The 23,050-nt window shown below is 31.1% G+C and carries 19 protein-coding genes; 4 read left to right on the top strand and 15 right to left on the bottom strand.

What is annotated here, in order from left to right; all coding sequences use genetic code 11:
• Nucleotides 1-23: 23 nt before the first annotated feature.
• The 15 genes from F6U93_RS00635 to F6U93_RS00705 all read right to left on the bottom strand — a co-directional run bounded on the left by F6U93_RS00635 (nucleotide 24) and on the right by F6U93_RS00705 (nucleotide 16,057).
• Nucleotides 24-512 carry a hypothetical protein gene (locus tag F6U93_RS00635; RefSeq protein ID WP_150935833.1) on the bottom strand — a complete coding sequence of 163 codons (489 nt, stop codon included), beginning with the start codon at nucleotides 510-512 and terminating at the stop codon, nucleotides 24-26.
• A gap of 12 nt (nucleotides 513-524) precedes the next feature.
• Nucleotides 525-932, bottom strand: a complete 408-nt coding sequence (locus F6U93_RS00640; protein WP_150935835.1) for a thiol-disulfide oxidoreductase DCC family protein — start codon at nucleotides 930-932, stop codon at nucleotides 525-527.
• Nucleotides 932-1,918 carry a glycosyltransferase family 2 protein gene (locus F6U93_RS00645; protein WP_150935838.1) on the bottom strand — a complete coding sequence of 329 codons (987 nt, stop codon included), beginning with the start codon at nucleotides 1,916-1,918 and terminating at the stop codon, nucleotides 932-934. The genes F6U93_RS00640 and F6U93_RS00645 overlap by 1 nt, the downstream gene beginning before the upstream one ends.
• Before the next feature lie 13 nt (nucleotides 1,919-1,931).
• Nucleotides 1,932-3,017 carry an EpsG family protein gene (locus tag F6U93_RS00650; RefSeq protein WP_150935839.1) on the bottom strand — a complete coding sequence of 362 codons (1,086 nt, stop codon included), beginning with the start codon at nucleotides 3,015-3,017 and terminating at the stop codon, nucleotides 1,932-1,934.
• A 17-nt stretch (nucleotides 3,018-3,034) separates the two neighbouring features.
• The gene (locus F6U93_RS00655) at nucleotides 3,035-4,258 is read right to left on the bottom strand and encodes a glycosyltransferase (protein ID WP_150935841.1); all 1,224 of its coding nucleotides are present in this window, start codon (nucleotides 4,256-4,258) and stop codon (nucleotides 3,035-3,037) included.
• Between the two features lie 6 nt (nucleotides 4,259-4,264).
• Nucleotides 4,265-5,197, bottom strand: a complete 933-nt coding sequence (locus tag F6U93_RS00660; RefSeq protein ID WP_150935842.1) for a hypothetical protein — start codon at nucleotides 5,195-5,197, stop codon at nucleotides 4,265-4,267.
• A 3-nt stretch (nucleotides 5,198-5,200) separates the two neighbouring features.
• Nucleotides 5,201-6,631 (bottom strand): MBOAT family O-acyltransferase, encoded by a 1,431-nt coding sequence (locus F6U93_RS00665; RefSeq protein ID WP_150935844.1) that lies wholly within the window; start codon nucleotides 6,629-6,631, stop codon nucleotides 5,201-5,203.
• Nucleotides 6,632-6,637: 6 nt separating this feature from the next.
• Nucleotides 6,638-7,423: a glycosyltransferase family 32 protein gene (locus tag F6U93_RS00670; protein WP_150935846.1), complete on the bottom strand. Its 786-nt coding sequence runs from the start codon at nucleotides 7,421-7,423 to the stop codon at nucleotides 6,638-6,640.
• A 1-nt stretch (nucleotide 7,424) separates the two neighbouring features.
• Nucleotides 7,425-8,393 carry a polysaccharide pyruvyl transferase family protein gene (locus F6U93_RS00675; RefSeq protein WP_150935848.1) on the bottom strand — a complete coding sequence of 323 codons (969 nt, stop codon included), beginning with the start codon at nucleotides 8,391-8,393 and terminating at the stop codon, nucleotides 7,425-7,427.
• The gene (locus tag F6U93_RS00680) at nucleotides 8,393-9,670 is read right to left on the bottom strand and encodes a hypothetical protein (RefSeq protein WP_150935850.1); all 1,278 of its coding nucleotides are present in this window, start codon (nucleotides 9,668-9,670) and stop codon (nucleotides 8,393-8,395) included. Before F6U93_RS00680 ends, F6U93_RS00675 begins: the two co-directional genes overlap by 1 nt.
• Nucleotides 9,664-11,196, bottom strand: a complete 1,533-nt coding sequence (locus tag F6U93_RS00685; protein WP_191963427.1) for a lipopolysaccharide biosynthesis protein — start codon at nucleotides 11,194-11,196, stop codon at nucleotides 9,664-9,666. Before F6U93_RS00685 ends, F6U93_RS00680 begins: the two co-directional genes overlap by 7 nt.
• A gap of 30 nt (nucleotides 11,197-11,226) precedes the next feature.
• On the bottom strand, nucleotides 11,227-12,507 hold the full coding sequence (locus F6U93_RS00690) for a nucleotide sugar dehydrogenase (protein ID WP_150935853.1): 1,281 nt from the start codon (nucleotides 12,505-12,507) through the stop codon (nucleotides 11,227-11,229).
• 3 nt (nucleotides 12,508-12,510) lie between these two features.
• Nucleotides 12,511-13,890: a nucleotide sugar dehydrogenase gene (locus tag F6U93_RS00695; protein ID WP_150935855.1), complete on the bottom strand. Its 1,380-nt coding sequence runs from the start codon at nucleotides 13,888-13,890 to the stop codon at nucleotides 12,511-12,513.
• Nucleotides 13,891-13,894: 4 nt separating this feature from the next.
• Nucleotides 13,895-14,878, bottom strand: coding sequence for an SDR family oxidoreductase (locus tag F6U93_RS00700; RefSeq protein ID WP_150935857.1), 984 nt, complete (start codon nucleotides 14,876-14,878; stop codon nucleotides 13,895-13,897).
• Nucleotides 14,879-15,028: 150 nt separating this feature from the next.
• Nucleotides 15,029-16,057 (bottom strand): NAD-dependent epimerase, encoded by a 1,029-nt coding sequence (locus tag F6U93_RS00705; protein ID WP_150935859.1) that lies wholly within the window; start codon nucleotides 16,055-16,057, stop codon nucleotides 15,029-15,031.
• A gap of 672 nt (nucleotides 16,058-16,729) precedes the next feature.
• Here F6U93_RS00705 and F6U93_RS00710 point away from each other — a divergent pair.
• The 4 genes from F6U93_RS00710 to F6U93_RS00725 are packed head-to-tail and all read left to right on the top strand — an operon-like array spanning nucleotide 16,730 to nucleotide 22,986.
• A complete protein-coding gene (locus F6U93_RS00710) occupies nucleotides 16,730-17,860 on the top strand; it encodes a DegT/DnrJ/EryC1/StrS family aminotransferase (RefSeq protein WP_150935861.1) in 1,131 nt (376 codons plus the stop codon).
• Nucleotides 17,857-19,809, top strand: a complete 1,953-nt coding sequence (locus F6U93_RS00715; protein ID WP_150935863.1) for a polysaccharide biosynthesis protein — start codon at nucleotides 17,857-17,859, stop codon at nucleotides 19,807-19,809. The genes F6U93_RS00710 and F6U93_RS00715 overlap by 4 nt, the downstream gene beginning before the upstream one ends.
• A gap of 28 nt (nucleotides 19,810-19,837) precedes the next feature.
• Nucleotides 19,838-20,614, top strand: coding sequence for a polysaccharide biosynthesis/export family protein (locus F6U93_RS00720; protein WP_150935865.1), 777 nt, complete (start codon nucleotides 19,838-19,840; stop codon nucleotides 20,612-20,614).
• Between the two features lie 2 nt (nucleotides 20,615-20,616).
• Complete coding sequence (locus tag F6U93_RS00725) at nucleotides 20,617-22,986, top strand: GumC family protein (RefSeq protein ID WP_150935867.1); 2,370 nt, start codon at nucleotides 20,617-20,619, stop codon at nucleotides 22,984-22,986.
• Nucleotides 22,987-23,050 lie beyond the last annotated feature (64 nt).

Below are 23,050 nucleotides of genomic sequence, written 5' to 3' on the forward strand. Positions count from 1 at the left end.
ATAAAAAATCTATAAAATTTCTGTTAGTGGTTATTGTTTTCAACATGGTTAATGCGGTTTAGTTGTATCATATCACTTTCTCTGTTGTAGTCAATTCGGTATACTTCCATATCAACAATGTTTTCTGGATTCACAGGTTCAGTACATATCGTATTATCGTAAATAGTGGTTGGCTCTTTAAACATAATTTTATCGGCTTCAGCGTTGTAACACCAATCAAACTTTTTAAGTTGTTCTATAAATTCTGTTAAACGTTCATCATTGGGCATGATTCTACTTTCAACATAAATATCTTCTAATGTTTTAATATCTCTTAGGTTTACAAAATACACCTTGTTGTTATGCTTAATATTTATACCTGAAACGCGATAAAGCATTTTATCAATTTTACCAAACATTCTCATGCCACCTCCCATCCAGCTATCTAGGTGATCGGTTTCAACAAGAATCAAGTTTCTAACAAAAAAGAATAGCATGATGCACGGGATAGCGTATTTTATATATTTTTTCATAATTAATTTAGATTATATAAACTGTTTGCGTTCGTTTTCCGTTGGAATTCTACAAGTGCTTTTTTTTCCGAAGAACACATAGCGATTCTTAGCAATAAAGCTGTATAATCCGTCACGAATAAATTCAGGAATAATCATCAATACTTTAGCAAAAATGGCATAGCTAGGTGAAAGTTTTGAAAAAACTCTTAAAACTGCTGATGATTTAGTGTATAATGTATTATTTGTGTAAAAATAAATTGTTGAAAAATCAGAAGTATTCTCCTGTATGAACTCGTCTTTTAATGTAGATTTAGCAAAATCAGACTGTAGTGTTGCGTAATAAATTGTACCGTTTTTATCTCGACTTATTACAAAATTTATAAACCCATTACAAAGGTTACAAACACCATCAAAAAATACTATGTTTTCTTTTTTCATTAGTACAAGTTTTTTATTGGTTGAGTAAATCGGAATAGATTAAAATTTTTAAGTAATACTTTTCTAAACCAATCTTTTCTTTTATTCATAACTGGGTAATTCACAGAATATACGCCGCTTCCTTTCAGTTTGCTTTTAAAGTTATTCATTTCTTTAAATGAATACTTATTGCTATACATTAAATAGAAAGCGTTTATATTAACTAAAGTTAAGCGTTCTTTAAAAAATGAATCCACTTGATTGTTTGGAACCCCTGTTATTTTGTTATGAAACGTATTGATGTTTTTTAATATGATATGAAAGTCATTTAGATATTTATCTTTTTTAGACTTGTCATTGTTTCGTGTTATTGAATCTGACGATTGTAAAAATGCGGTGCACACATTATTTATGGCTTTTACCCGTTTTGCGAAATAGAATGCACGGGTATTAAATTCAAAATCTTCACCATAAATTTTCTCTAAGAAAAATAGTTGGTTGTTTTTTAAAAAATCTAAAGCATATAATTTATTACAAGCAGATCCACCGTAAGCGATATTCCAATAATAATTTACGCCGTCATAAACTTCTCCTAAGCTATCAGCTGAAAGAGTGTTGATCACAGTATCATCTTCAGCGACTATCTGTGCGCCAAACTCTAAAATATCTAATTGGTCCTTATCTGCAATCTTAATGAGTTCTTTAATACGGTTTGGTAAAAACCAATCGTCAGCATCAAGAAATAACAAATAGCGCCCTTGGGCATTGTTTATTCCTGTATTTCTAGCACCTCCTAAACCTTTATTTTGTTGAGAAATAATCTTAATAAAAGGATGTTTTTTAGCAAGTTCTTCTGCAACTTGAAGACTATTATCAGGGGACTCATCATTGACCATAATAATTTCAATAGCTTCCGAATCAAAGTTTTGAATACAAACAGAGTCCACACATTTGTTTAAATATTTGGAGACGTTGTACATTGGTATGATTACACTAAGGTCTTTCATGGTTTATAATAATTTATTCGATATAATAAAAGGAATACATTAAATAGGTAAACCCAAAATAGGCTAGAACTACTTGCCCAATTACAATATGTTGATTGATATGATGTTTTTCCTTTAAAAGTGGGTAAATAATAATTAACGACATTAAAAACCACGACAAATATGCAAATCTATTGGAAAAAGCAGCCCTAATAACTAATATCCAAAAGGCATTAGAAATTAAGTAGGTACAAAATAGTTGATTATATAATTTATCTTGAAACTCCTTTTTAAAAACATAATAACATCCTGAAATAAGTGGAAAGGAGCTATAAAATAAGAAATCAAATCTAAACTTAGAACCTCCTCCTCCATTTGAAAGGTAACCACCAATTCTATCATCAGCAAAACCTAAAGAGGTAAATATTGCCTCCCAAAAACTACCTAAACCAAGAGATAGCGGAATAGCTAATACCCATAAAATCAAGTATGTTTTAGGGTTGCTATACAATAATGTTATAGCAAAAGCAAAAATGGGTAATAATAATGTTTTATGAAACAAAGCAGAGAGAACCAAGAATGTAATCATAATTGGTTTTTGTTTGTAAAATGAAATTGCTAATAGAAATATGGAAGTAGCAATCCCATTACGAATCCCGTTAACAGCATATGGCCAAAACGAAAAGGAAACAACAAATAATAAAAAGGAATAAAACCAATATTCTTTAAAAAATGTTTTAGAAACACGATACATGGGATAAATGTACAAGATAGCACAAACAAGAAAGAAGTTTTGAACGGTCATAATTGAGGTACAAAGCTTAATGAATATCTCAAAGAAAAGATCTTTTTCTGTTTTTAACTCGCCCCCCTTAGCATAATATAAAAAAGTATTAGCATATGTACGCATGTCGGCAAAATACCTTCCACTTATGGGGCGCAATCCGATATAAAGAATAATTAAAATGAGAAAAATATACCCCACAGATTTTGTGTAGATAAGATTTTTTGGATCATCTAGTTCCAATGTCCAACTATGAATGAGAGTAAACAGGACAATAGCTAACGATACATTTATAAAATAAACATAATAAAGATCTAATGGAATAAAGTTAATCATTGTGGAGAGGGTTGGTTTTAGTTTACAGGTTTTAAGTATTGTTTTGCTACATATTCTAAATTAAATTTTTTTAATAGTTCTTGTTTATTAAGGTGTAATTTTTCTTTGTATTCTTCAGAATTGTTTATGACTTTAAGCAAGGCTTTGGCTAATAATTTTTCTTCATAAATCAATGAAAACGATTTGGGGATTCCAATTTCTCCATTAAAAAAATTTGGAGTTACTATTCCGGCTTCAACCTCTATATTAGAATCTGTTTCGTTATAATCTTTAGTGCTCATGAGTTCAATTATTCCTTTTGTACAAAAAGAACTAACTACAGGAGTACCTACCGCTATTGATTCTACAATAACATTAGGTGTACCTTCGTAAAGTGAAGATAAGACCAACACATTTGAGGCATGGATGTATTTATATGGGTTACTTTTTCTTCCCAATAAATGTACATTATTACTTAAATTTAAGTCTTTTATTCTTGAATATACAATTTGTTGCACGGCATAATCACCATCTCCTACTAAAATTAAATTAATTTTTTTATCTGTTGAAATGACTTCAGCAAATGCATTTAGCAAATGCCAAGGTGATTTTTGAACAGATAATCTACCCAAAAAGAGAATTGTTTTTTTTAAAAACAACTCTTTTTCTAAAGGGTCTTTAATTGTTTCTTGGCTACGTTTAACTATTTCAGAGGTGTTATGTGGGTTATATATAACTTCTAAGTTGGAAAATTTATAAGCACAATTAGCAATTAAATCTTCTTTAATAGCCTTGCTAATACAAACTAACTTGTTAAGCTTTCCGTAAAGGTGTTTGTATCCAAATCGAGTAAGTTTATTAAAAAAGGTGTTTGTAATTAATTCTACACTTTTAAGAGCATGAATACTTCCTATTTTAAATTCTTTGGTTTGTGTTAAAGAACTAAATAAATTGGCCATGTCCCCAAAAGCAATCGAATGGGTGATATTATACTTTTTTATTATTTTCCTAATATGTATAGGTGATTTTGCATAAAATAATAAACGTTTAGAGGCCTTCATTTCGGAAAAATCAACAGTACTTAAATACAATTCATCTTCACCAAAATTTATGATGTCATTTTGTAGTTGTATTAATTTAAGAACTTTTATTTGATGTCCTTTTTCTTTGTAATAATCATAAAAGGTTAAAGCCAGGCGCTCCATACCGCCAACACTACCGTACGGCATTATTAATAAGATATTTTTTTTACTATTTATCATAATAGTTTAATGCTTTTGGATTTCAAGTTTAACGTTAATTGAATCACAAAGTGCTTTAGTAAATGGAACCCCTCCAAATTTATCAATATGAATTCCATCATAAGTATTAAAGGTGTTTTCAACTTCAGAGAATGTTATATATTCAATGTCATTTTTGTTGGACATGTTTCGCATATCAATATTGAATGTATTCCAAAATTCATTTTCTATTGCTATAAGTTCTTTATCGATGGGGAGTCTTACAAGAACTACATGTCCATGATTTTTTAAATACAGAATTAATTTTTCTAAATACTCTAGTCTAATTTCAGATTTGAGCCATTTTTTTTGAAAACCATTATAAAGTGTGATTTGATTATCCTTCCATGTTTTTAATAGGGCTTTGTCGTCTGGTAGGTTCGTTTCTTCAAGCCAACCGTCTTTATGAGTTTTTGATGATTTTTTAATAATTCCACGAAAATGAAAATAATCGAAATTTTTAAGGAGGTATTCAAAATTTGGGCTATTATTTACAAACCTCATGTTATGAGGTGGCATATCTGCTTCGAAAAACTCGCCTTGTTTCTCTTCTTCCTTTCCCGATCTATTTGCTAATAAAAATGGATGTACCGAAATTATAAACAAACCATTTTTTGTTTCTGAATTTAATTTACGTTTTACACTTTCTAAATATGGCGGACCGTAAGCGGTTTGCTTTAAGGTAAAACTATAGTTTAAAATAGGCAGTTGTAATGGAAAATTTTCAAAATATGAGTCAACGATTGAAGGTTGAATTCCTTGAAAACTTCGAGAGTCTCCTAGTATGATTGAATGGGCTTTTTTTGTAGTAAATTTTTCATAAAAATAATCAACATTTCCCCCATAATTCATTAAGATAAAGGACACAACTCCTATTACAACAGTAAAAAATGCGAAAGATTTTATTATAAATTTTTTCATATTCTAGAATTGAAAATAAATAAATGATTGAGATTGCGCACCAAAAATTAAAATCAAACAAAATACTATGGTATATATGGTCCATCTTACTGGCGTTAATTTGACATGATTTAGTTCAAGACCATGTTGTTTTTCTCTTTGTATCCATTCGACAAAAATTAAAATAAAGACGTATAAGAAGGGCTTGATATCAACAGTTGGAAATTGTAATATGGATTTATTAAAGATATTTGAAATATAGCTAAATGCATGAGTAAGGCTGTCAGCTCTAAAAAATATCCATGCTAAAATAGTTAAGGTAAATGTTGTTAGTATTTGAGTAAACTCTTTAAAGTTAAAAAACATTTTACCCTCAGCAACTACATTAGTATTGACACGGTTTTTATCAAGAAGCATTAATGGCATAAAATAAATTGCATTAAGTGCACCCCAAACAATGAAGGTCCAATTGGCTCCATGCCAAAAACCACTTACTATGAAGATTATGAAAATATTTCTTATTTTTTTGGATAAATTTACACGACTGCCACCTAGAGGAATGTATAAATAATCTCTAAACCATGTTGATAAAGAAATATGCCAACGCCTCCAAAATTCTGCTATATCTCTAGAGAAGTAAGGAAATGAAAAATTCTGCATGAGATTAAAACCAAATAATCGCGAAGTACCTATGGCGATATCAGAATACCCTGAAAAATCACCATATATTTGAAAGGCAAAAAACACAGCACCTATAATCAATGAGCTAGCATTGAGATCTGAATGATTTCCAAAAACTTCATTAACCACTATAGCACAGTTATCTGCAACAACAATTTTTTTAAATAAGCCCCAAAGTATTTGTCTTAAACCATCTGCTGCTTTATGATATTCAAATTTTCTTTTTTTATAGAATTGAGGTAATAAATTAGTGGCGCGTTCAATGGGGCCTGCTACGAGTTGAGGGAAAAAGCTAACAAATGCAAAAAAAGCAATGATTTTTTTTGTAGGTTCTAATTTTCCTCTATAAACATCTATGGTATAGCTCATGGTTTGGAATGTGTAAAAACTAATACCAACCGGAAGTATAACGTCTAAAGTTATGGCATCTAATTCATATCCAATAGATAAAAAAGCTTCAGATAAAGAGGCTGAAAAGAAATTGAAATATTTAAAAAATCCTAAAAAGCCTAAATTGGCTATCATACTAAGACTTAACCATGCTTTTTTTCTAGTGTGATTTTTACTCTTTTCTATTTGAATTCCCGCAAAATAATCTAAGAAAGAACTAAAAATTATAAGGGATAAAAATCTCCAATCCCACCATCCATAAAAGACATAACTAACAATTAGTAATAATAAATTTTGCCAGCTTAATTTTTTATTGAAAATAAACCAGTAGAGTATAAATACTGTTGGAAGAAAAAATAAATATTCAAATGAATTAAATAGCATTCTTAATTATTGATTTTGTTTTTTTGAAAAAAACGAGTTGATTTTTTTTAATTGGAACAATTTGATAAAATTATCAATGGTTTTTACACCAAAAATACTCATCATTTTTCTTTTTATATTTGGTAGACGTGTTCTTTCTTTTGGAACCCATGACATTGCAAAATGATGTATACAAAAGGTGTTGACTGTTTTTTCAATAACCCCGGTTCCATGATCTTTAGCACAGAAATAATCCTTTGGAAACATTGGTAAAGAAAGGTCATATTTGCTATATGAAAGATCATTAATAATAGGTTTTTCGAGCTCAATAACGCTATGATTTTTATGTATTTGTTGCATCATTATTTTAGGTAGAGTCAATGTGTTTAGAGCCCCACCTTTTCTAACAAATGATTTGTTATCGTAGTAGTCTAAACAGTCTTTAACCCATTTTGTACCTTTTTCTGCACCAAATACGCCTGCTTCAATGATACCGTGTCCTTCTGAGCCAATAAAATATGGTAAATGTAAGAGTTCATTAAAACTTTTTAGTACCTCTATATCTCCATCAAGGTAAATACCACCTTCAGTGTAAACCGCATACAACCTTATATAATCTGCTGCAAACGCATACTTTTTTGCTTCAAAAGCTTGTTTAACCCATATATTTTTATCTAAAGGAAACCTATTTAAGTCCCATAAAACAAGCTCATAATCAGGAAGATATTTCTTCCACGATTTTATACAGTTCTCAATGAGTTCTGGATATTCATCGCCGCTAAGCCAACAATAATGGATTTTTTTTGATATCATTTTATTTAATAATAAATGCTTTACATTTTTCCTTTAGAGGTTCAGCTAACTCATGATGTAAACCTAAATTGGTAACCATGGTGTCTTTAGTGATTTTACCTTTCCATCCAAAGTTGTTTGTAAAAGAACCATCATCAGCAATATCAATACGATTGAACAAATCTATGATACCGTTAAATCTACAAGTGTCTACAAAGGTGTTAAATGAATTTAGAAATATTACAGGTGTCCCCATTGCTAGGCACGGTAGTGCACAATGAATTCGAGATGTTATGACTAATTTTGCTTTTGCGTATTTTTTTAAGCAATCTTCGGCATATTCAAATTTTTCTTCATCGGTTTGCTTACCAATTGGGAGTATTTGAGTCACATATTTTGCGTCTTCTAGTAAATCCTTGTCAATTACTTTCTTTAGTTGCTTTTGAATGCGGTTTAGCTGAAAGGCATCTCCTTTTAAAATGCCTTTAACTAAATCTTTTGTAGATTTAAACAATTTGTCTGTAGTAGGATAATTGTAAAACGGATCTACAATATAAACATCATCACCTCTTAATGCGTCATCTACCTTATAGTTATCTAATGTAAGTGTTAAGCAACCGGTGAAATAAGCTTCGATTCCTTTATCTTTTAAAATTTTAACTGTGTATTTGTCTCTACAACCAATAGGGGCATGGGTCTTTAAATAAGCGATGCCTTCTTCTGTTAGCATAAAAGGGGCAGCGGTAGAATTCATATGAAAAGAAACAAAAAGCGGATCTATTTGTTTAGCAGGAATCCAATGATGAATATTGTGAGTAAACCAACCATTCATAATTAATTTAACGTCATTACCGTTGTATTCTTCCAATTTTTCTCGGTTCATGAATACATCGGTTTGTGGTAAAAATTGTTTTGCAGCTAAGCTTTGAACATAATCGCCAACATTGTATTTTTCTTTACCTTCTTCGTAAGTTAGTAGTCCGTATTTCATTATAATGATTTTATTTTTTGGTACACCTTGTATAGGTTAGGGAATTTATTTCTAAGTATATATTTACGTTTTTTATTTTCCTGAACCGTTTGTTGATTCTTATTAACAATCTCATCTAAATTCAAATTGATAAATTTTTCGATAGCTTTTTTTTCAGCATCTTCATCTTTTAGTACATAAAAACTATCAACACTTTTTGCTTTATCCTGAATGCATTGCCATTGGTATTTAATCCCTTCAGTCATGATACAATCATCTCCAAAGTTGTAAAATATTAAGTCATAAAAATTATCAGGTAAATCAAAACCATAATCTTTTGGATTAGCGCCAGACAAGATTAAACTTAGGGCTGTACGTTGACACTTATGACAAGTATTACAATTTGCACCTTCACGTTCATCGGCATAACAAACACGTAGTGTGATGTTTTTTTTGTTTTTCTCTACAAATTGAACAACATGGTCTGTTTTATCAGTCCTTTTAAATTGAAAACCCTCATGGGTGACTTTAGTGTTGGCCCATTTCATGTTTTCATCAATATAAGGGGAGGAGCCCCAACTGTATTTTATCTCATGTGTAGCAGAAGCTGCGATATTAATATCGGTAATTCCGAAGATAAAAGATACTGGTCCTAAAACACCTATTAATGCCATGCCATGTTGTACAGCACCCCACCAACCTAGGTGATCAACTAACAAATCTACTTTATAAGTGTAGAATTCACGTAAGTTAGATTCAATATAGTGTAATCGTGATGCTTTAAGTACCTCTTCAGAATTGTTAAAGCTCTTAAAGGCATTCCAACGTTTAGTATCATTAATTTCTACATCAGCACCATGAATAGAAAATAAGTATGGATTTTTATGAAAATGTCTCGTCAGAGAGTCATAAGAATCTAGACCCCCACTAAATAACAAGGAAGTTTCGTTACCCTGAATGGTATTTTTTATTTTCTTATTGAAATGAAGTTCACCAGAAATTGTTTTTTCCGGATGATATTTTTGGAACTGTTCTTTCAATTTCAATAATGAATTATAAAAGGTTTCATCAATTTCATCAATAAAAACATCAAAACCTACAAACCAAGAGATAGGCATGATATTGGCTAAAAACGGAATGACCGCGATGCTATGTGGCGTATTTTCAATACTCTTATCATAGCATACATAATAAGGGTTTTTGGAATTGAAATATTCTGAAATTCCTTTGGAAACTTCATAATCGTAAGAGATTTTTGTGTTTCCTTCTTCAAATGATATATCTTTAAGTTTTACCATTTTAATTTCATTTTATTAAGGAAAGGATTTAAAGCATCCTTGAAGAGTTGTTTTTCAAAACCAATAATACCTAAGTTATAAATCACAACAAAATATACTAACGAGTAACAGGTTGCTTTTGTGACAAAATTAATCCAGCCTTCGCCAGGTATAAAAGTTATGATATAACCTAAAGCAGAAACGAATAAAAGGGCGGGTAATGTCTTGTTAAATAGTTCTTTAAAGAATCTTGGTATGTTTAGACCGATAACGTTATTGTAATAGAAATTCATAACATTTTGAACGATGATCCACCCAGAAAGTGAACCTATAATCATACCTAAAGCCCCATAAGATCTTGCTAAATAAGCTCCTAATACAGCCCCTGTTATTAGAAATACTAAATATATAATAGCTTTAAAAGCTAGTTTGTTTTTGGCTTCTAAAATTGAATTTCCAAAACCTTGAATTAATGGTAAAGTATAAGCGATCATGATTAATAAGCCAATTAACCAAACTTCACGGCTTGCAGTAGGACCGAGCTCACCACCAACCCAAAGTAATACGAATTGATAACCAAATAAGGAGAAAGCGCCCAAAATATACATAAGGATAATAAAGGATATCCGACCAATTTTAATCATCATGGAGGTGAGTTCTTCGGTGGAGGCATTACCTACGGTCATTTTTGTTGCTCTAGGCAAGAACACGCTAGAAATGGCTGATGAAAATGCACCATAGTAAGTCCCTAGCATAATTCCTATACCATAAATTGTTAGGACTTCAGGAACAGAAATTCTACCTAAAATCCAGTGCCCAACCTTCCATTGAATAATGCCAACAAAAGAGAATACAAAAATCCAGATGGAATAACCAAAAATTTCTTTAAGGTATTTGGCTGAAAATTCATGAAGTTTAATACGAACATTCAACTTAAAAAAAACATAATAAGCATTGATAGCAATTATTATGATATTAAAAATAGTATCTATAATGACCAAAGAAATGGCTTTTCCTCCTAAGAGCAGTACACCAACAACAACCAAACTTCTTAATATATAGCGTATAATTTGAATTGTTTTTGGAAAAACAAAGGACTCATAACCATAGCATATTCCATTAAAAGTGTTACCTGGTAAGCTTATAGCCAAATTAAAAATAAGTAATGCGAAAATGGTTTTAGCAACAGATATCTCTTCAGAAGTCATTTTGGTGAAATAGCTATCAATTTGCCCATAAAATGCTAGTCCTGAAATTATAATGATTGAAGAAATTAACCCGTAAATAATTAATGTAATGGCAAGGAAATTTTCTTCTTTCTCTTTGTCATCTTCGGCTTTATATTTAGCAACAAACCTAATAGTTGTATTATTAAGTCCTAAATCTAGGATGGAAATTGTGCCAACTAAAGCACCAATTGTGGTATATATACCATATTCTTCTTTTCCAATATGACTCAAAATAAAAGGAGTAAGAAACAGTCCAACTGCATTTGTCAGAAAAATGATGATATAATTTAATGCAGCTCCTTTTTTTAGTTGACTCAAAATATTATTTGTTTTTGTAAATTTTTAGGATTATAATCTACCATCTACTTTATCCTTTAAAATCCCTTTTACATCATAGAGTACCCCATCTTTATTGATTAAAGTGTTTAAATCTTTATTCAAGAACTCTTTATGAGCAACGGTTAACACTACGGCATCAAAATTATTTGATGGTAATTCTTGCGTTGTTTTTAGTCCGTATTCATGATATACTTCCTCTGGGTTAGCCCAAGGATCATAAATGGTAATATCTGTTCCGTAACTATTTAATTGTTTTATAACATCTACAACTCTAGTGTTTCTAACATCCGGACAGTTTTCTTTAAATGTGATTCCAAGAATAAGAATCTTTGAATTTTTAATTCGAATATCTTTTTGAACCATGAGTTTGACAACTTCAGAAGCCACATATTGGCCCATGCTGTCATTCACACGTCTTCCTGCTAAAATAATTTCAGGGTGGTACCCAACTTCTTGGGCTTTTTGTGCCAGATAATAAGGGTCAACCCCTATACAATGTCCTCCAACTAATCCTGGTTTAAAAGGCAAGAAATTCCATTTTGTTCCAGCTGCTTCTAAAACCGAATTGGTATCAATATTCATTAAGTTGAATATTTTAGCCAATTCATTAACAAAAGCGATATTGATATCACGCTGCGAATTTTCAATAACTTTAGCAGCTTCGGCTACTTTGATAGTAGGAGCGAGGTGAGTTCCAGCAGTAATGACACTTGCATAAAGTCCATCTACTTTTTTACCAATTTCTGGAGTAGAACCTGCCGTTACTTTTAAAATTTTATCTACTGTGTGCAGTTTATCCCCAGGATTAATACGCTCTGGGGAATAACCTGCATAAAAATCTTTATTAAATTTTAAACCACTAATTTTTTCAAGTACAGGAACGCACTCATCCTCTGTTACTCCAGGGTAAACCGTTGATTCATATATAACGATATCGCCTTTTTTTAGTACTTGAGCAACAGTTTCACTAGATTTATAAAGTGGTGTTAAATCTGGTCTGTTGTTTTTGTCAATAGGTGTTGGCACCGTGATAATATAATAATTGCAAGTTTTAAGGTCGTCCAAATTAGCTGTGAAATACAACCCGTTCTCATCGTTAAAATCTGTTTTTAAAACAGATTTTAACGTATCAGAATCTACTTCTAAAGTAAAGTCATTTCCTTGAGAAAGTTCATCAATACGGTTTTGGTTGATATCAAAACCAACGACGTCGTATTTAGTGGCAAATAAGCGAGCTAGTGGTAAGCCAACATAGCCTAAGCCAATAATTGCAATTTTATCTTTATTCATATTTTAACTTCCTATTGAATAATATTCGAAACCAATTTTATTCATTTCAGACTTGTCTAAAATGTTTCTTCCATCAAAAATGAAAGCTGGTTTCTTCATTTGTTTGTAAATCTTTTCCCAGTCATAAGATTTAAACTCATCCCATTCAGTCATTATAGCTACAGCATGTGCATCATCTAAGGCCTCATAAGGAGAATCTGTAGATTGTAGGAGCGCTTTGTTTTCTTCAGGAGAACGGGTGTTTAAATAGTTTAAATCTGATTGAACTTTTTCTTCAGAAACTTTTGGATCATAAACTGTAATTTCAGCTTGTTCGTTTAGCAAGTGATCGGCAACGTAAATGGCTGCAGACTCCCTAGTATCATTGGTATCTTTTTTAAAGGCCCAACCAAGCAAGGCTATTTTCTTTCCAGATACCGTATTGTAAAGTGTTTTAATTAGGTGATCAGAGAAACGTCTCTTTTGGTGATCATTTAAAATAATAACCTGTTCCCAATAGTCGGCAACTTCATGTAGTCCATAACTTCTCGCGATATAAACGAGGTTTAAAATATCTTTCTGAAAACAAGAACCACCAAAACCAATTGAAGCCTGTAAAAATTTAGGTCCGATTCTAGAATCCATTCCAATGGCTTTAGCGACTTCATTTACATCAGCTTCAGTATGTTCACACAATTCAGAAATCGCATTTATAGAAGACACTCTTTGCGCTAGGAAAGCATTCGCTGTTAGTTTTGATAATTCTGAAGACCAAACATTGGTTCTTAAAATTCTATCTTGAGGTACCCAGCTTCCGTAAATGTTAGCTAAACCATCAATAGCCTCTTCTGAATCTCCTCCAATCAAAACGCGATCAGGGTTTAGTAAATCTTGAACCGCGGTACCTTCAGCTAAAAATTCTGGGTTTGATAAGATGTCAAAATTAACACCACTACCTGTATTACTTAAAATACTTTTTATAGCTTGAGCAGTTCTTACCGGAAGCGTAGATTTCTCAACAACAATTTTATCTGTTTTTGCAACTTTTGCGATGTTTCTAGCACATAGTTCTACATATTTTAAATCAGCAGCCATACCTTTTCCCTTACCGTAGGTTTTAGTAGGGGTATTTACAGATATGAAGATCATTTCCGACTCATCAATAGCCTTATCTATTTCAGTAGAGAAGAAAAGATTTTTCCCTCTGGTTTCTCCAACAATTTCAGCTAGTCCTGGTTCATAGATTGGTAGTTTTGATACATCAGTATCATTCCAAGCAGCTATTCGAGCTTCATTAATGTCTACAATCGTCACTTTAATGTTCGGATTTTTTTTAGCAATTACTGCCATTGTAGGTCCGCCAACATATCCAGCTCCAATGCAACAAATTTTGTTTATTTTCATGTTACTATAGGTTTTTCCAATACCATTTTATAGCTTCTTTAATGCCTTCATCGATATTGAATTTGGGGTTGTATTTTAATAATTGTTTTGCTTTCTCAACCGAGGCAAGCGAGTGGGGAATATCTCCAACTCTGTTTTCTCGGTGTTTTATATCTACATCATCAATAGATTTGTCATAATTAGACAAATGTTTTTTCAATAATGTTGTTAATTCTAAAAGGGTAGTTCTGTCACCATAAGCAACATTATATACTGTATTTAATGCTTCTTCATTAGTTGTAGTAATTGCAAGAATATTCATTTGAACGACGTTGTCTATGTAGGTAAAATCTCTAGAATAACTTCCATCCCCGTTAATAATAGGTGATTCGTTTTTAATAAATTGTTTTACAAATAGAGGAATAACAGCAGCATAAGCGCCGTTTGGGTCTTGTCTTCTTCCAAATACATTAAAATAACGCAAACCAATAGTATCTAAGCCATAGGTTTTTTGAAAAATATCAGCATATAATTCATTTACATATTTGGTAATGGCATAAGGAGAAAGCGGTTTACCAATCACATCTTCTACTTTAGGTAAAGCTTCGTGGTCACCGTATGTAGAAGAGCTAGCAGCATATACGAAACGTTTAACTTTGGCATCACGAGCAGCAACAAGCATATTTAAAAAACCAGAAACATTGACGTCGTTTGTGGTTATAGGGTCATTTATTGACCTTGGCACAGATCCTAAAGCGGCTTGGTGCAAAACATAGTCTACATTTTCACAAGCTTTATGGCAATCTTCAACCTTTCGAATATCACCCTTAATTAATGTGAATAGTTTATTATCTAAGAAAGCGGTAATGTTTTCTTTTTTTCCGGTAGAAAAATTATCTAAGCAAACAGTTTTGATTCCGTTAAAGAGTAGTTCTTCACAAAGATTAGATCCAATAAATCCAGCTCCACCTGTAACTAATACAGTTTTATTTTGTAGATTTTTAAACATTAATTTGGGTATTTTTTAATAACTCGAACAAATATGAAAAAAAATATGTTACTACAAGATATTATTATACTAAGTGGTGTTTTTAACGATAAAGTGACTATTAAATTTTAAATAGAACTTTAATCGATTAAAATAGCATTAAATCGAAAGTTATTTGTTGTAGTAGGTCTTATACCAATCTATAAATGATTTAACCCCTTCTTTTATTGAGGTGTTTGGCTGATAGTCATAATCTCTAATTAAGTCATCTACATTGGCCCAGGTACGTTCTACATCTCCTGGCTGAATAGGTAGCATTTCTTTGCTAGCCTTAATATTTAAGTTTGATTCTATTTCTTGAATAAAATCTATTAGTTTAACCGAATTATTATTCCCGATATTATATAACTTATAAAGTGCATTGTTTTGAACTCTTTCTGTAGTTGATTTTTCTAGAACACGAACAACACCTTCTGCTATATCTTCTACATAGGTAAAATCTCTTTCCATTTTTCCGTGGTTAAAAACTTTAATAGCTTTATCATTTATAATAGCATCAGTAAATAAAAACATAGCCATATCAGGTCTTCCCCAAGGTCCATATACGGTAAAAAAACGGAGGCCAGTAGTTGGTATTTTAAACAAATGACTATAAGTATGTGCCATTAATTCATTTCCTTTTTTAGTTGCAGCATATAAGCTTATAGGTTGATCTACGTTATCGCTTATTGAGAATGGCACTTTTTTATTTAATCCATAAACACTAGAGCTACTTGCGTAAACCAAATGTTTTATACTGAAATTTCTACAACATTCTAAAAGATTAAGAAACCCAACGAGGTTAGAATCGACATAAGCTTCAGGGTTTTCTAGGCTATATCTAACACCTGCCTGTGCTGCTAAATTACAAACCACATCAAACTTTTCAAGTTGAAATAAACTAGGAAGATTTTCACGGTCTTCTAAATTCAATTTTACAAATGAAAATAACTTATCGTCAGTGCAATTGATGGCTTTCCTATTATATATAGAGGCGTCTTCTTTTGCAATGCCAAGTTCTTTTAGTCGGTCGAATTTTAAATTGATATCATAATAATCATTTATATTATCGATACCTACCACCTCATGTCCGTTGTTTATCAAGGCTTTAGAAACGTAGTATCCAATAAAACCAGCAGCACCTGTAACTAAAATTTTCATTTACAATTTGTTTAATTGTTTCAAGATTCAAAGATGTGAAAAATTACCATCATATTTCATTAAATTAGACCTAAAACCGCATCATCTAAATGAAAAAATAGTCGTTTAACATGTAAAATATAATGGAAGTTAAATTTCCATAATAGTTTCACTAATTTATTAAAAGTTTAAAGAAGCCTATATACAGTCCTGGTTTTTTCTACTAAACTTAATATATTGCTGGTTATATTTTATCAAAAGCAATTTTATAGAATGTTGATAATTTCGTTAAATAACTATTTTTTCAGTTGTAAATTTTAAAAAAAGGTAGTTAACCGATTATAATTATGCTTTTAGCGAATAAGACTATTTCAAAGGTTAATGCATTAAAACAATTGCTAAATTTACATTATATAATTCAAAATTAAATTGATTAATAGCGTGTTAGTTTAATTGTAATTTACAAGTTTTTATAAATAACTCTCAAAAGTTTCATAGTGTATTAAGTAATTATGAACATTATTTTATTCTGAGAATTACAATTAAGGTTAGTAATGAAATTTAGATTTGATTTTATATAAATGGGGATTCAATCATTATTTTATTTTATCAAATTTCATAGTTTAAAAAATACTGTGACAGGTAATTTATGTAAAAAAGTGAATGAAAATTAATTTGAAGTATTAACAATTCATGTTAACGAAAACAAAAATATATTTATCGTCGCCTCACATGGGAGGTACAGAACAAAAGTTTGTTAATGAGGCTTTTGAAACGAATTGGATCGCGCCATTAGGACCTAATGTTGATGGTTTTGAAAATGATATTAAATCCTTTTTAGGAAACAATAGAGAAGTAGCTGTTTTAAGTTCAGGAACAGCTTCGATACACCTTGCTTTAGAACTTCTTGATGTTAAAAGAGGTGATGAAGTATTATGTCAAAGTTTTACTTTTTCTGCTTCAGCAAATCCTATAATTTATCAAGGGGCGTCACCTGTATTTATTGATAGTGAAAAAGATTCATGGAATATGTGCCCTGAGTTGTTAGAAATTGCTATTCAAGATAGGATTCAAAAATACAAAAAACCAAAAGCGATTATCGCAGTTCATTTATATGGAATGCCATACAAGGCTAAGGAAATCAATGCTATTGCTAAAAAATATGATATTCCGGTAATAGAAGATAGTGCAGAGGCTTTAGGTAGTACTTATTATAATGAAGCTTGTGGAACACTTTCAGATATTGGTATTTTATCATTTAATGGTAATAAAATAATAACAACCTCTGGAGGTGGAGCATTGATTATTAAAAGCTTAAAGTTAAAAGATAAAGCAGTTTTTTTGTCAACGCAGGCTCGTGATAATGCACCTCATTATCAACATTCAACAATAGGATTTAATTATAGAATGAGTAATGTGCTTGCCGGTATTGGTAGGGGGCAAATGGAAGTTCTTGAGGATCGTGTTCAAGCCCGACGTGATAATTTTAAATTCTATAAAAAGCATTTAGAAAAATTTGAAAGTATTGAATTTCAAAATGAGGCTGAAGGTATGTTTTCCAATCGATGGATCACATGCATAAAAACCGATTCATTTTCAAAAAGAGAAGCTATTAGACAAACTTTACTTAAAGACGATATTGAATCACGACCATTATGGAAACCCATGCATTTACAACCAGTTTTCAAGGATAACTTACATTTTACAAATGGTGTATCTGAAGATTTATTTAATAAAGGGCTGTGCTTACCAAGTGGGTCAAATTTAAGTCCAGATGATTTGGCTAGAATTATGGAAAACATTTTAAAAACCCCAAAGTTATGATTAAGAATTACATTTCTCTCCTTTCTCATAAATACGCTTCTAAATGGCTTGTTTTTGGTATAGATTTAACATTAGTATTGTTGACGTTTATTGCGGCTTATTTTATTAGGTTTAATTTCACACTAAATTTTGATATTGAACACCTACTAATACAGTTGCCCTTTATTTTCTTAGTTGCTTCTTTAAGCTTTATGTTGATAGGCTCTTTTAAAAGTATTATTAGACACACTGGTTTTACTGATGTCATAAACCTATTTAAGTCCATATCAATAATGGCTGGAATCTGTATTACTTTGGTTTTCCTGAATAGAACAACTGGAGTTATGCCAAGTTTTACTATACCATTGTCTATCATTGTCATGCATGCTTTATTGAGTTTCGTAATATTAGCAGCGAGCCGATTGGTGTTTAAAATTAGTTTTAAATACTTATGTTCTAATTTAAGTGATTCAAAGCGTGTGTTAATCTATGGTGCTGCAGACTCAGGTATTGTAACTTACAATGCGTTAATAGGTAACCCTAATACAACATATCATGTCGTTGCGTTTATTGATGATAATCATAAAAAATCAGGCAGTAAAATTAATGGTATTTCAATAGTTAAAGGAGAAGAAATTACTAATGACTATGTAGAGGCCAATAGGATCGATGAAATTGTTGTGGCATCACAATCTATGACTACAGATAAACTAATGTATTTAGTTGATAAGTTAATAGATTCTAATGTGAAAATCACCAAGGTACCTCCAATAGAACAATGGATTAATGGTGAATTAAGTACAAAACAAATTAAACAAGTACAGATTGAAGATTTGTTAGGCCGAGCACCAATTGAGATTAATAACCCTAAATTAATCAAGGAATTTAATGGAGAAACGGTAATCGTAACCGGTGCTGCAGGGTCTATTGGTAGCGAATTAGTGAAGCAATTATCAAATTTAAATGTTAAAGAATTGATTTTGGTAGATCAGGCAGAATCTCCATTATATGACGTTCAACAGGAATTGAAAAGAGCTGGCAAATATAATTATGTTGCCATCGTTGCCGATATTAGAGATAGTTTAAGACTTGATGGAATATTTCAAAAATATAGACCAACCATGGTGTTTCATGCTGCTGCTTACAAGCATGTTCCATTAATGGAACAAACACCATATGAAGCGATTAAGATTAATGTAAATGGAACAAAACTTTTAGCTGATACAGCTTCAAGTTATAATGTGAAAAAGTTTGTATTCATTTCAACAGATAAAGCTGTAAACCCTACTAGTGTTATGGGGGCAACAAAACGTATGGCCGAAATGTATATTAGTTGTTTACAAAAACAAAGTAAAACAAAATTTATTACGACGCGATTTGGTAATGTATTAGGGTCTAACGGCTCTGTTATTCCATTATTTAAGAAACAAATAGAGGAAGGCGGACCATTAACCTTAACACATCAAGAAATTACACGATACTTCATGACTATTCCTGAAGCTTCACAACTCGTTCTCGAGGCAGGTACCATGGGAAAAGGTGGTGAGATATTTATCTTTGATATGGGTGAATCAGTGAAAATATTTGATTTAGCTAAAAACATGATAAAATTATCAGGACTTAAATACCCTGATGATATAGATATAAAAATTACGGGACTAAGGCCAGGAGAAAAATTGTATGAGGAGTTATTAGCTAATGGTGAAAACACATTATCTACTTATCACAAAAAGATTATGATTAGTAGAACCAGGGCGTTGCAATACACAAAGATTAAAGCTGAAATTGAAGAATTATGTATGATAAATCGGTTTCAAAACAATAATATAGTTTTGAAAATGAAACGATTAATTCCAGAGTACAAATCAAATAATTCAGATTATGAACGATTTGATAAGCAAGTTCAGCAGTATAAAAGTTCTAAAAATATTTTAGATAATGCAACTAACAAAACATACAGAAATCTGTAAACCTCATTAACCCCAAATTATCGATCTTATGAAAATATCGTCTTTGCTAAGTAAATTGATAGTTATTCTATTGATTATTGTAGTTAGCACATCCTGTACAACAAAAAAAGATGTTGTTTACTTTCAAAACGCTCAAGAATTTGAAAGTATAGTTGATACCAATACATTCAATGCTAAACTAAAAACAGGAGACATCCTTAATATTTTTATTTCAACACTTGACTTATCTGTTACTAAACCTTACAACCTTGTTGAATCTACTAATAACAGTCAAGGAGGAGAGGGGGCTGCTCTTGATTATTTAATTGATGCAGATGGAAATATAGATTATCCTGTTTTGGGAAAAGTCAAACTGGCGGGATTAACTATTGAAGAAGCAAAAGAGGTAATGAAAAAGAAATTTGAGGATGGAAAATTACTCAAAAACCCTGTTGTTATTATAAGAATTAAAAATTATAAAATCTCAGTATTAGGGGAGGTAAACAAACCTGGTGTTTATCCAATTGATGGTGAGCGAGTTACTATCCTAGAAGCTCTTGCCAGTGCTGGTGATTTATCAATAACCGGTAGAAGGGATAACATTTTGGTAATTAGAGATTTCAGTGGTGCCAAAACATATACCAGAATTGATTTAACCAATAAAGAGGTTTTTAGTTCGCCTGTATATTTTTTAACTCAAAATGATGTTGTTTACGTTGAACCAAATACCAAAGGAATTAGTGCTGGTTCTGGAGATGCCAGAATTGGACTAGTGGCATCTTTATTAGGTTTAGCAATAACTATTGGACTTTTAATACAGAACTAATTATGGGTTTAGAAAAGAAGGATTTTAACTCAAAAGACGACAGTAATAAATTTGAATTTAAAAAGGCAGCTTTAACCTATCTCAAGCATTGGAAGTGGTTTCTTTTAAGTATAATAATATTTGGTGCTTATGCCTTTTATACCGCTAAAAATAGAGTTCCATTATATTCAGCTACAGCAAAAATAATGCTTAATGATGAGTCTAGTGGAGGCAACCCTGTGCTAAAAGACTTGTCTTTAATGTCTAACGAAGAGAACTCTATGGTTAATGATGAAATACAGGTCATTAAATCTAGGAAGTTATTAGGTAGTGTTGCCAAAAAATTAAATATTAATGTTAGTTATCACGTTCTAGGAAGAGTTAATGCCTATGAACTTTACAAAAACAACCCTATAGATATCAATTTTTTAGCTTCCGACTCGATTATTCAAAAAACTAATAGTCAGTTTTATATCCATATCATTTCAGACTCAAATTTTGAATTTAAAATATTTGAAGAAGATGTTCCTAAAAATTATGCTTTTGGAGAATCAATATCAACTTCATTTGGAGAAATAATTATAACCCCTAAAGGTAATATAAAAGGGGCTCTTGATTCTAATATAAGAGTGACTATTACTTCAATAGAGAATATCATTGCTCAATTAAATGGTGGGGTTTTTTTAGCGCAATCAGGAGAAGGATCAAAAATAGTGGATATTTTTATGAGTGCCCCAAATGTCAATAAATCAATTGATATTATAAATACACTTGTTGATGAATATAATTTAGCGACGATTAAAAAGAATAAAGAGCGCGCTGAATTTACTTCAAATTTTATCGATGATCGTGTTGAGTCCTTAACATCAGATTTAGTAAGTGTTGACGATAGTATTGTTAAATTTAAAGTGCGTAACCAAATAACCAATATTTCAAACAAAAGTGGTTTACTGTCAACAAATAGTATGTCGAGCCAACAAGAATTGCAAACATTACGTACCAAACGTAATATGTTAGATTATATGTTAGGGTTATTGGATAACGATTCGTATGAAATGATTCCGTCTAATTTAGGAGTTGGTGATGCCTCCATAAGTGCCTTAGCAATTCGCTATAATGAACTACTAGAACGCAGACGTGTTTTACTTAAAAGTGCAGGTGAAAATAACTCTGTTGTTTTGGAACTTGATCAAAGCTTAAACGCCATTAAGAAAAACTTAATAGCCAGTGTAAATAATAATATTGGGACCTTAACCATTCAAGTTAATAGTATTCAAGGTCAATTAAGTAGTTTAAATTCAAAAATATCTTATGTACCTGCACAAGAAAGTAAATTAATTTCAATCCAAAGAAGACAAAGTATAAAGGAATCACTGTATTTATATTTATTACAGAAAAGAGAAGAAGCAGAGATTTCTCAAACTACTACATTGCCTAGTGCTAAAATTATAGACTCTGCCTATAGTTTAGGGGTAGTAAAAAACAGTAATAGTGTATTGTATTTTGGATCTATGTTGTTTGCCTTCTTATTACCATTTGGAGTGATATACATTCTAAATTTAATGGATACTAAAATTCATAACAAAGAAGATTTAGAAAACCAGATTAGAACCATGACTGTTTTAGGTGAAGTTCCAAGAATTAAAAATAATGCAGATAAGTTAATTACATTTAATGACCGTTCTATTTTATCTGAATCTTTTAGAATTATTAGAACAAATTTTGAGTTCCTCAATAGGGATGTTAAAGCTGAAAAGTATCGTAATGTTATTTTCGTTACATCTACAATAAACGGAGAGGGTAAATCTTTTATTAGTTTAAATACGGCATTAACCATTGCTAATACAGGTAAAAAAGTCCTTCTTATCGGTTCTGATTTAAGAAATCCACAAATTTTCACAGCTATAAATACGTCTAAGAAAGAAGAAAGGTCAAAAATTGGTCTTTCTGAATACTTGTCTGATTACGATATAACTTTAAATGAAATTATTCATACAAAAGAAGTTAACAAAGTTAAATTAGACATGTTATTATCTGGTCAAATACCACCTAATCCTGCGGAGTTATTAATGGATCCAAGGTTGGAAACTTTGTTTGATACAGTTTCAGAAGAATATGATTACGTCGTTGTTGATACAGCACCTTCTATGTTAGTTACTGATACTTTATTAATGCATAAGTATGCCGGACATACAATTTATGTTACACGTGCTGGTTATACAGAGAAAAGAATTTTAAATTTTGCGAAGGAATTAAATGAAGACAAAAAATTAAATCATATGATGCTTATTGTTAATGATGTAAAGGAGTCTAATTTTGGGTACGGCGCTAAATATGGTTATTACGGTGCACCAGAAAAGAAAGGGTTCTTTAAGCGTAAAAAGAAAGCTTAGTATGAATTTATTATGATATTTAATTTGGGATAAAAAAAACGGGCTAAACTTTAAGTTTAGTCCG

This window comes from Pseudotamlana haliotis, from assembly GCF_008806375.1.
GTDB classification, from domain to species: Bacteria; Bacteroidota; Bacteroidia; order Flavobacteriales; family Flavobacteriaceae; genus Pseudotamlana; species Pseudotamlana haliotis.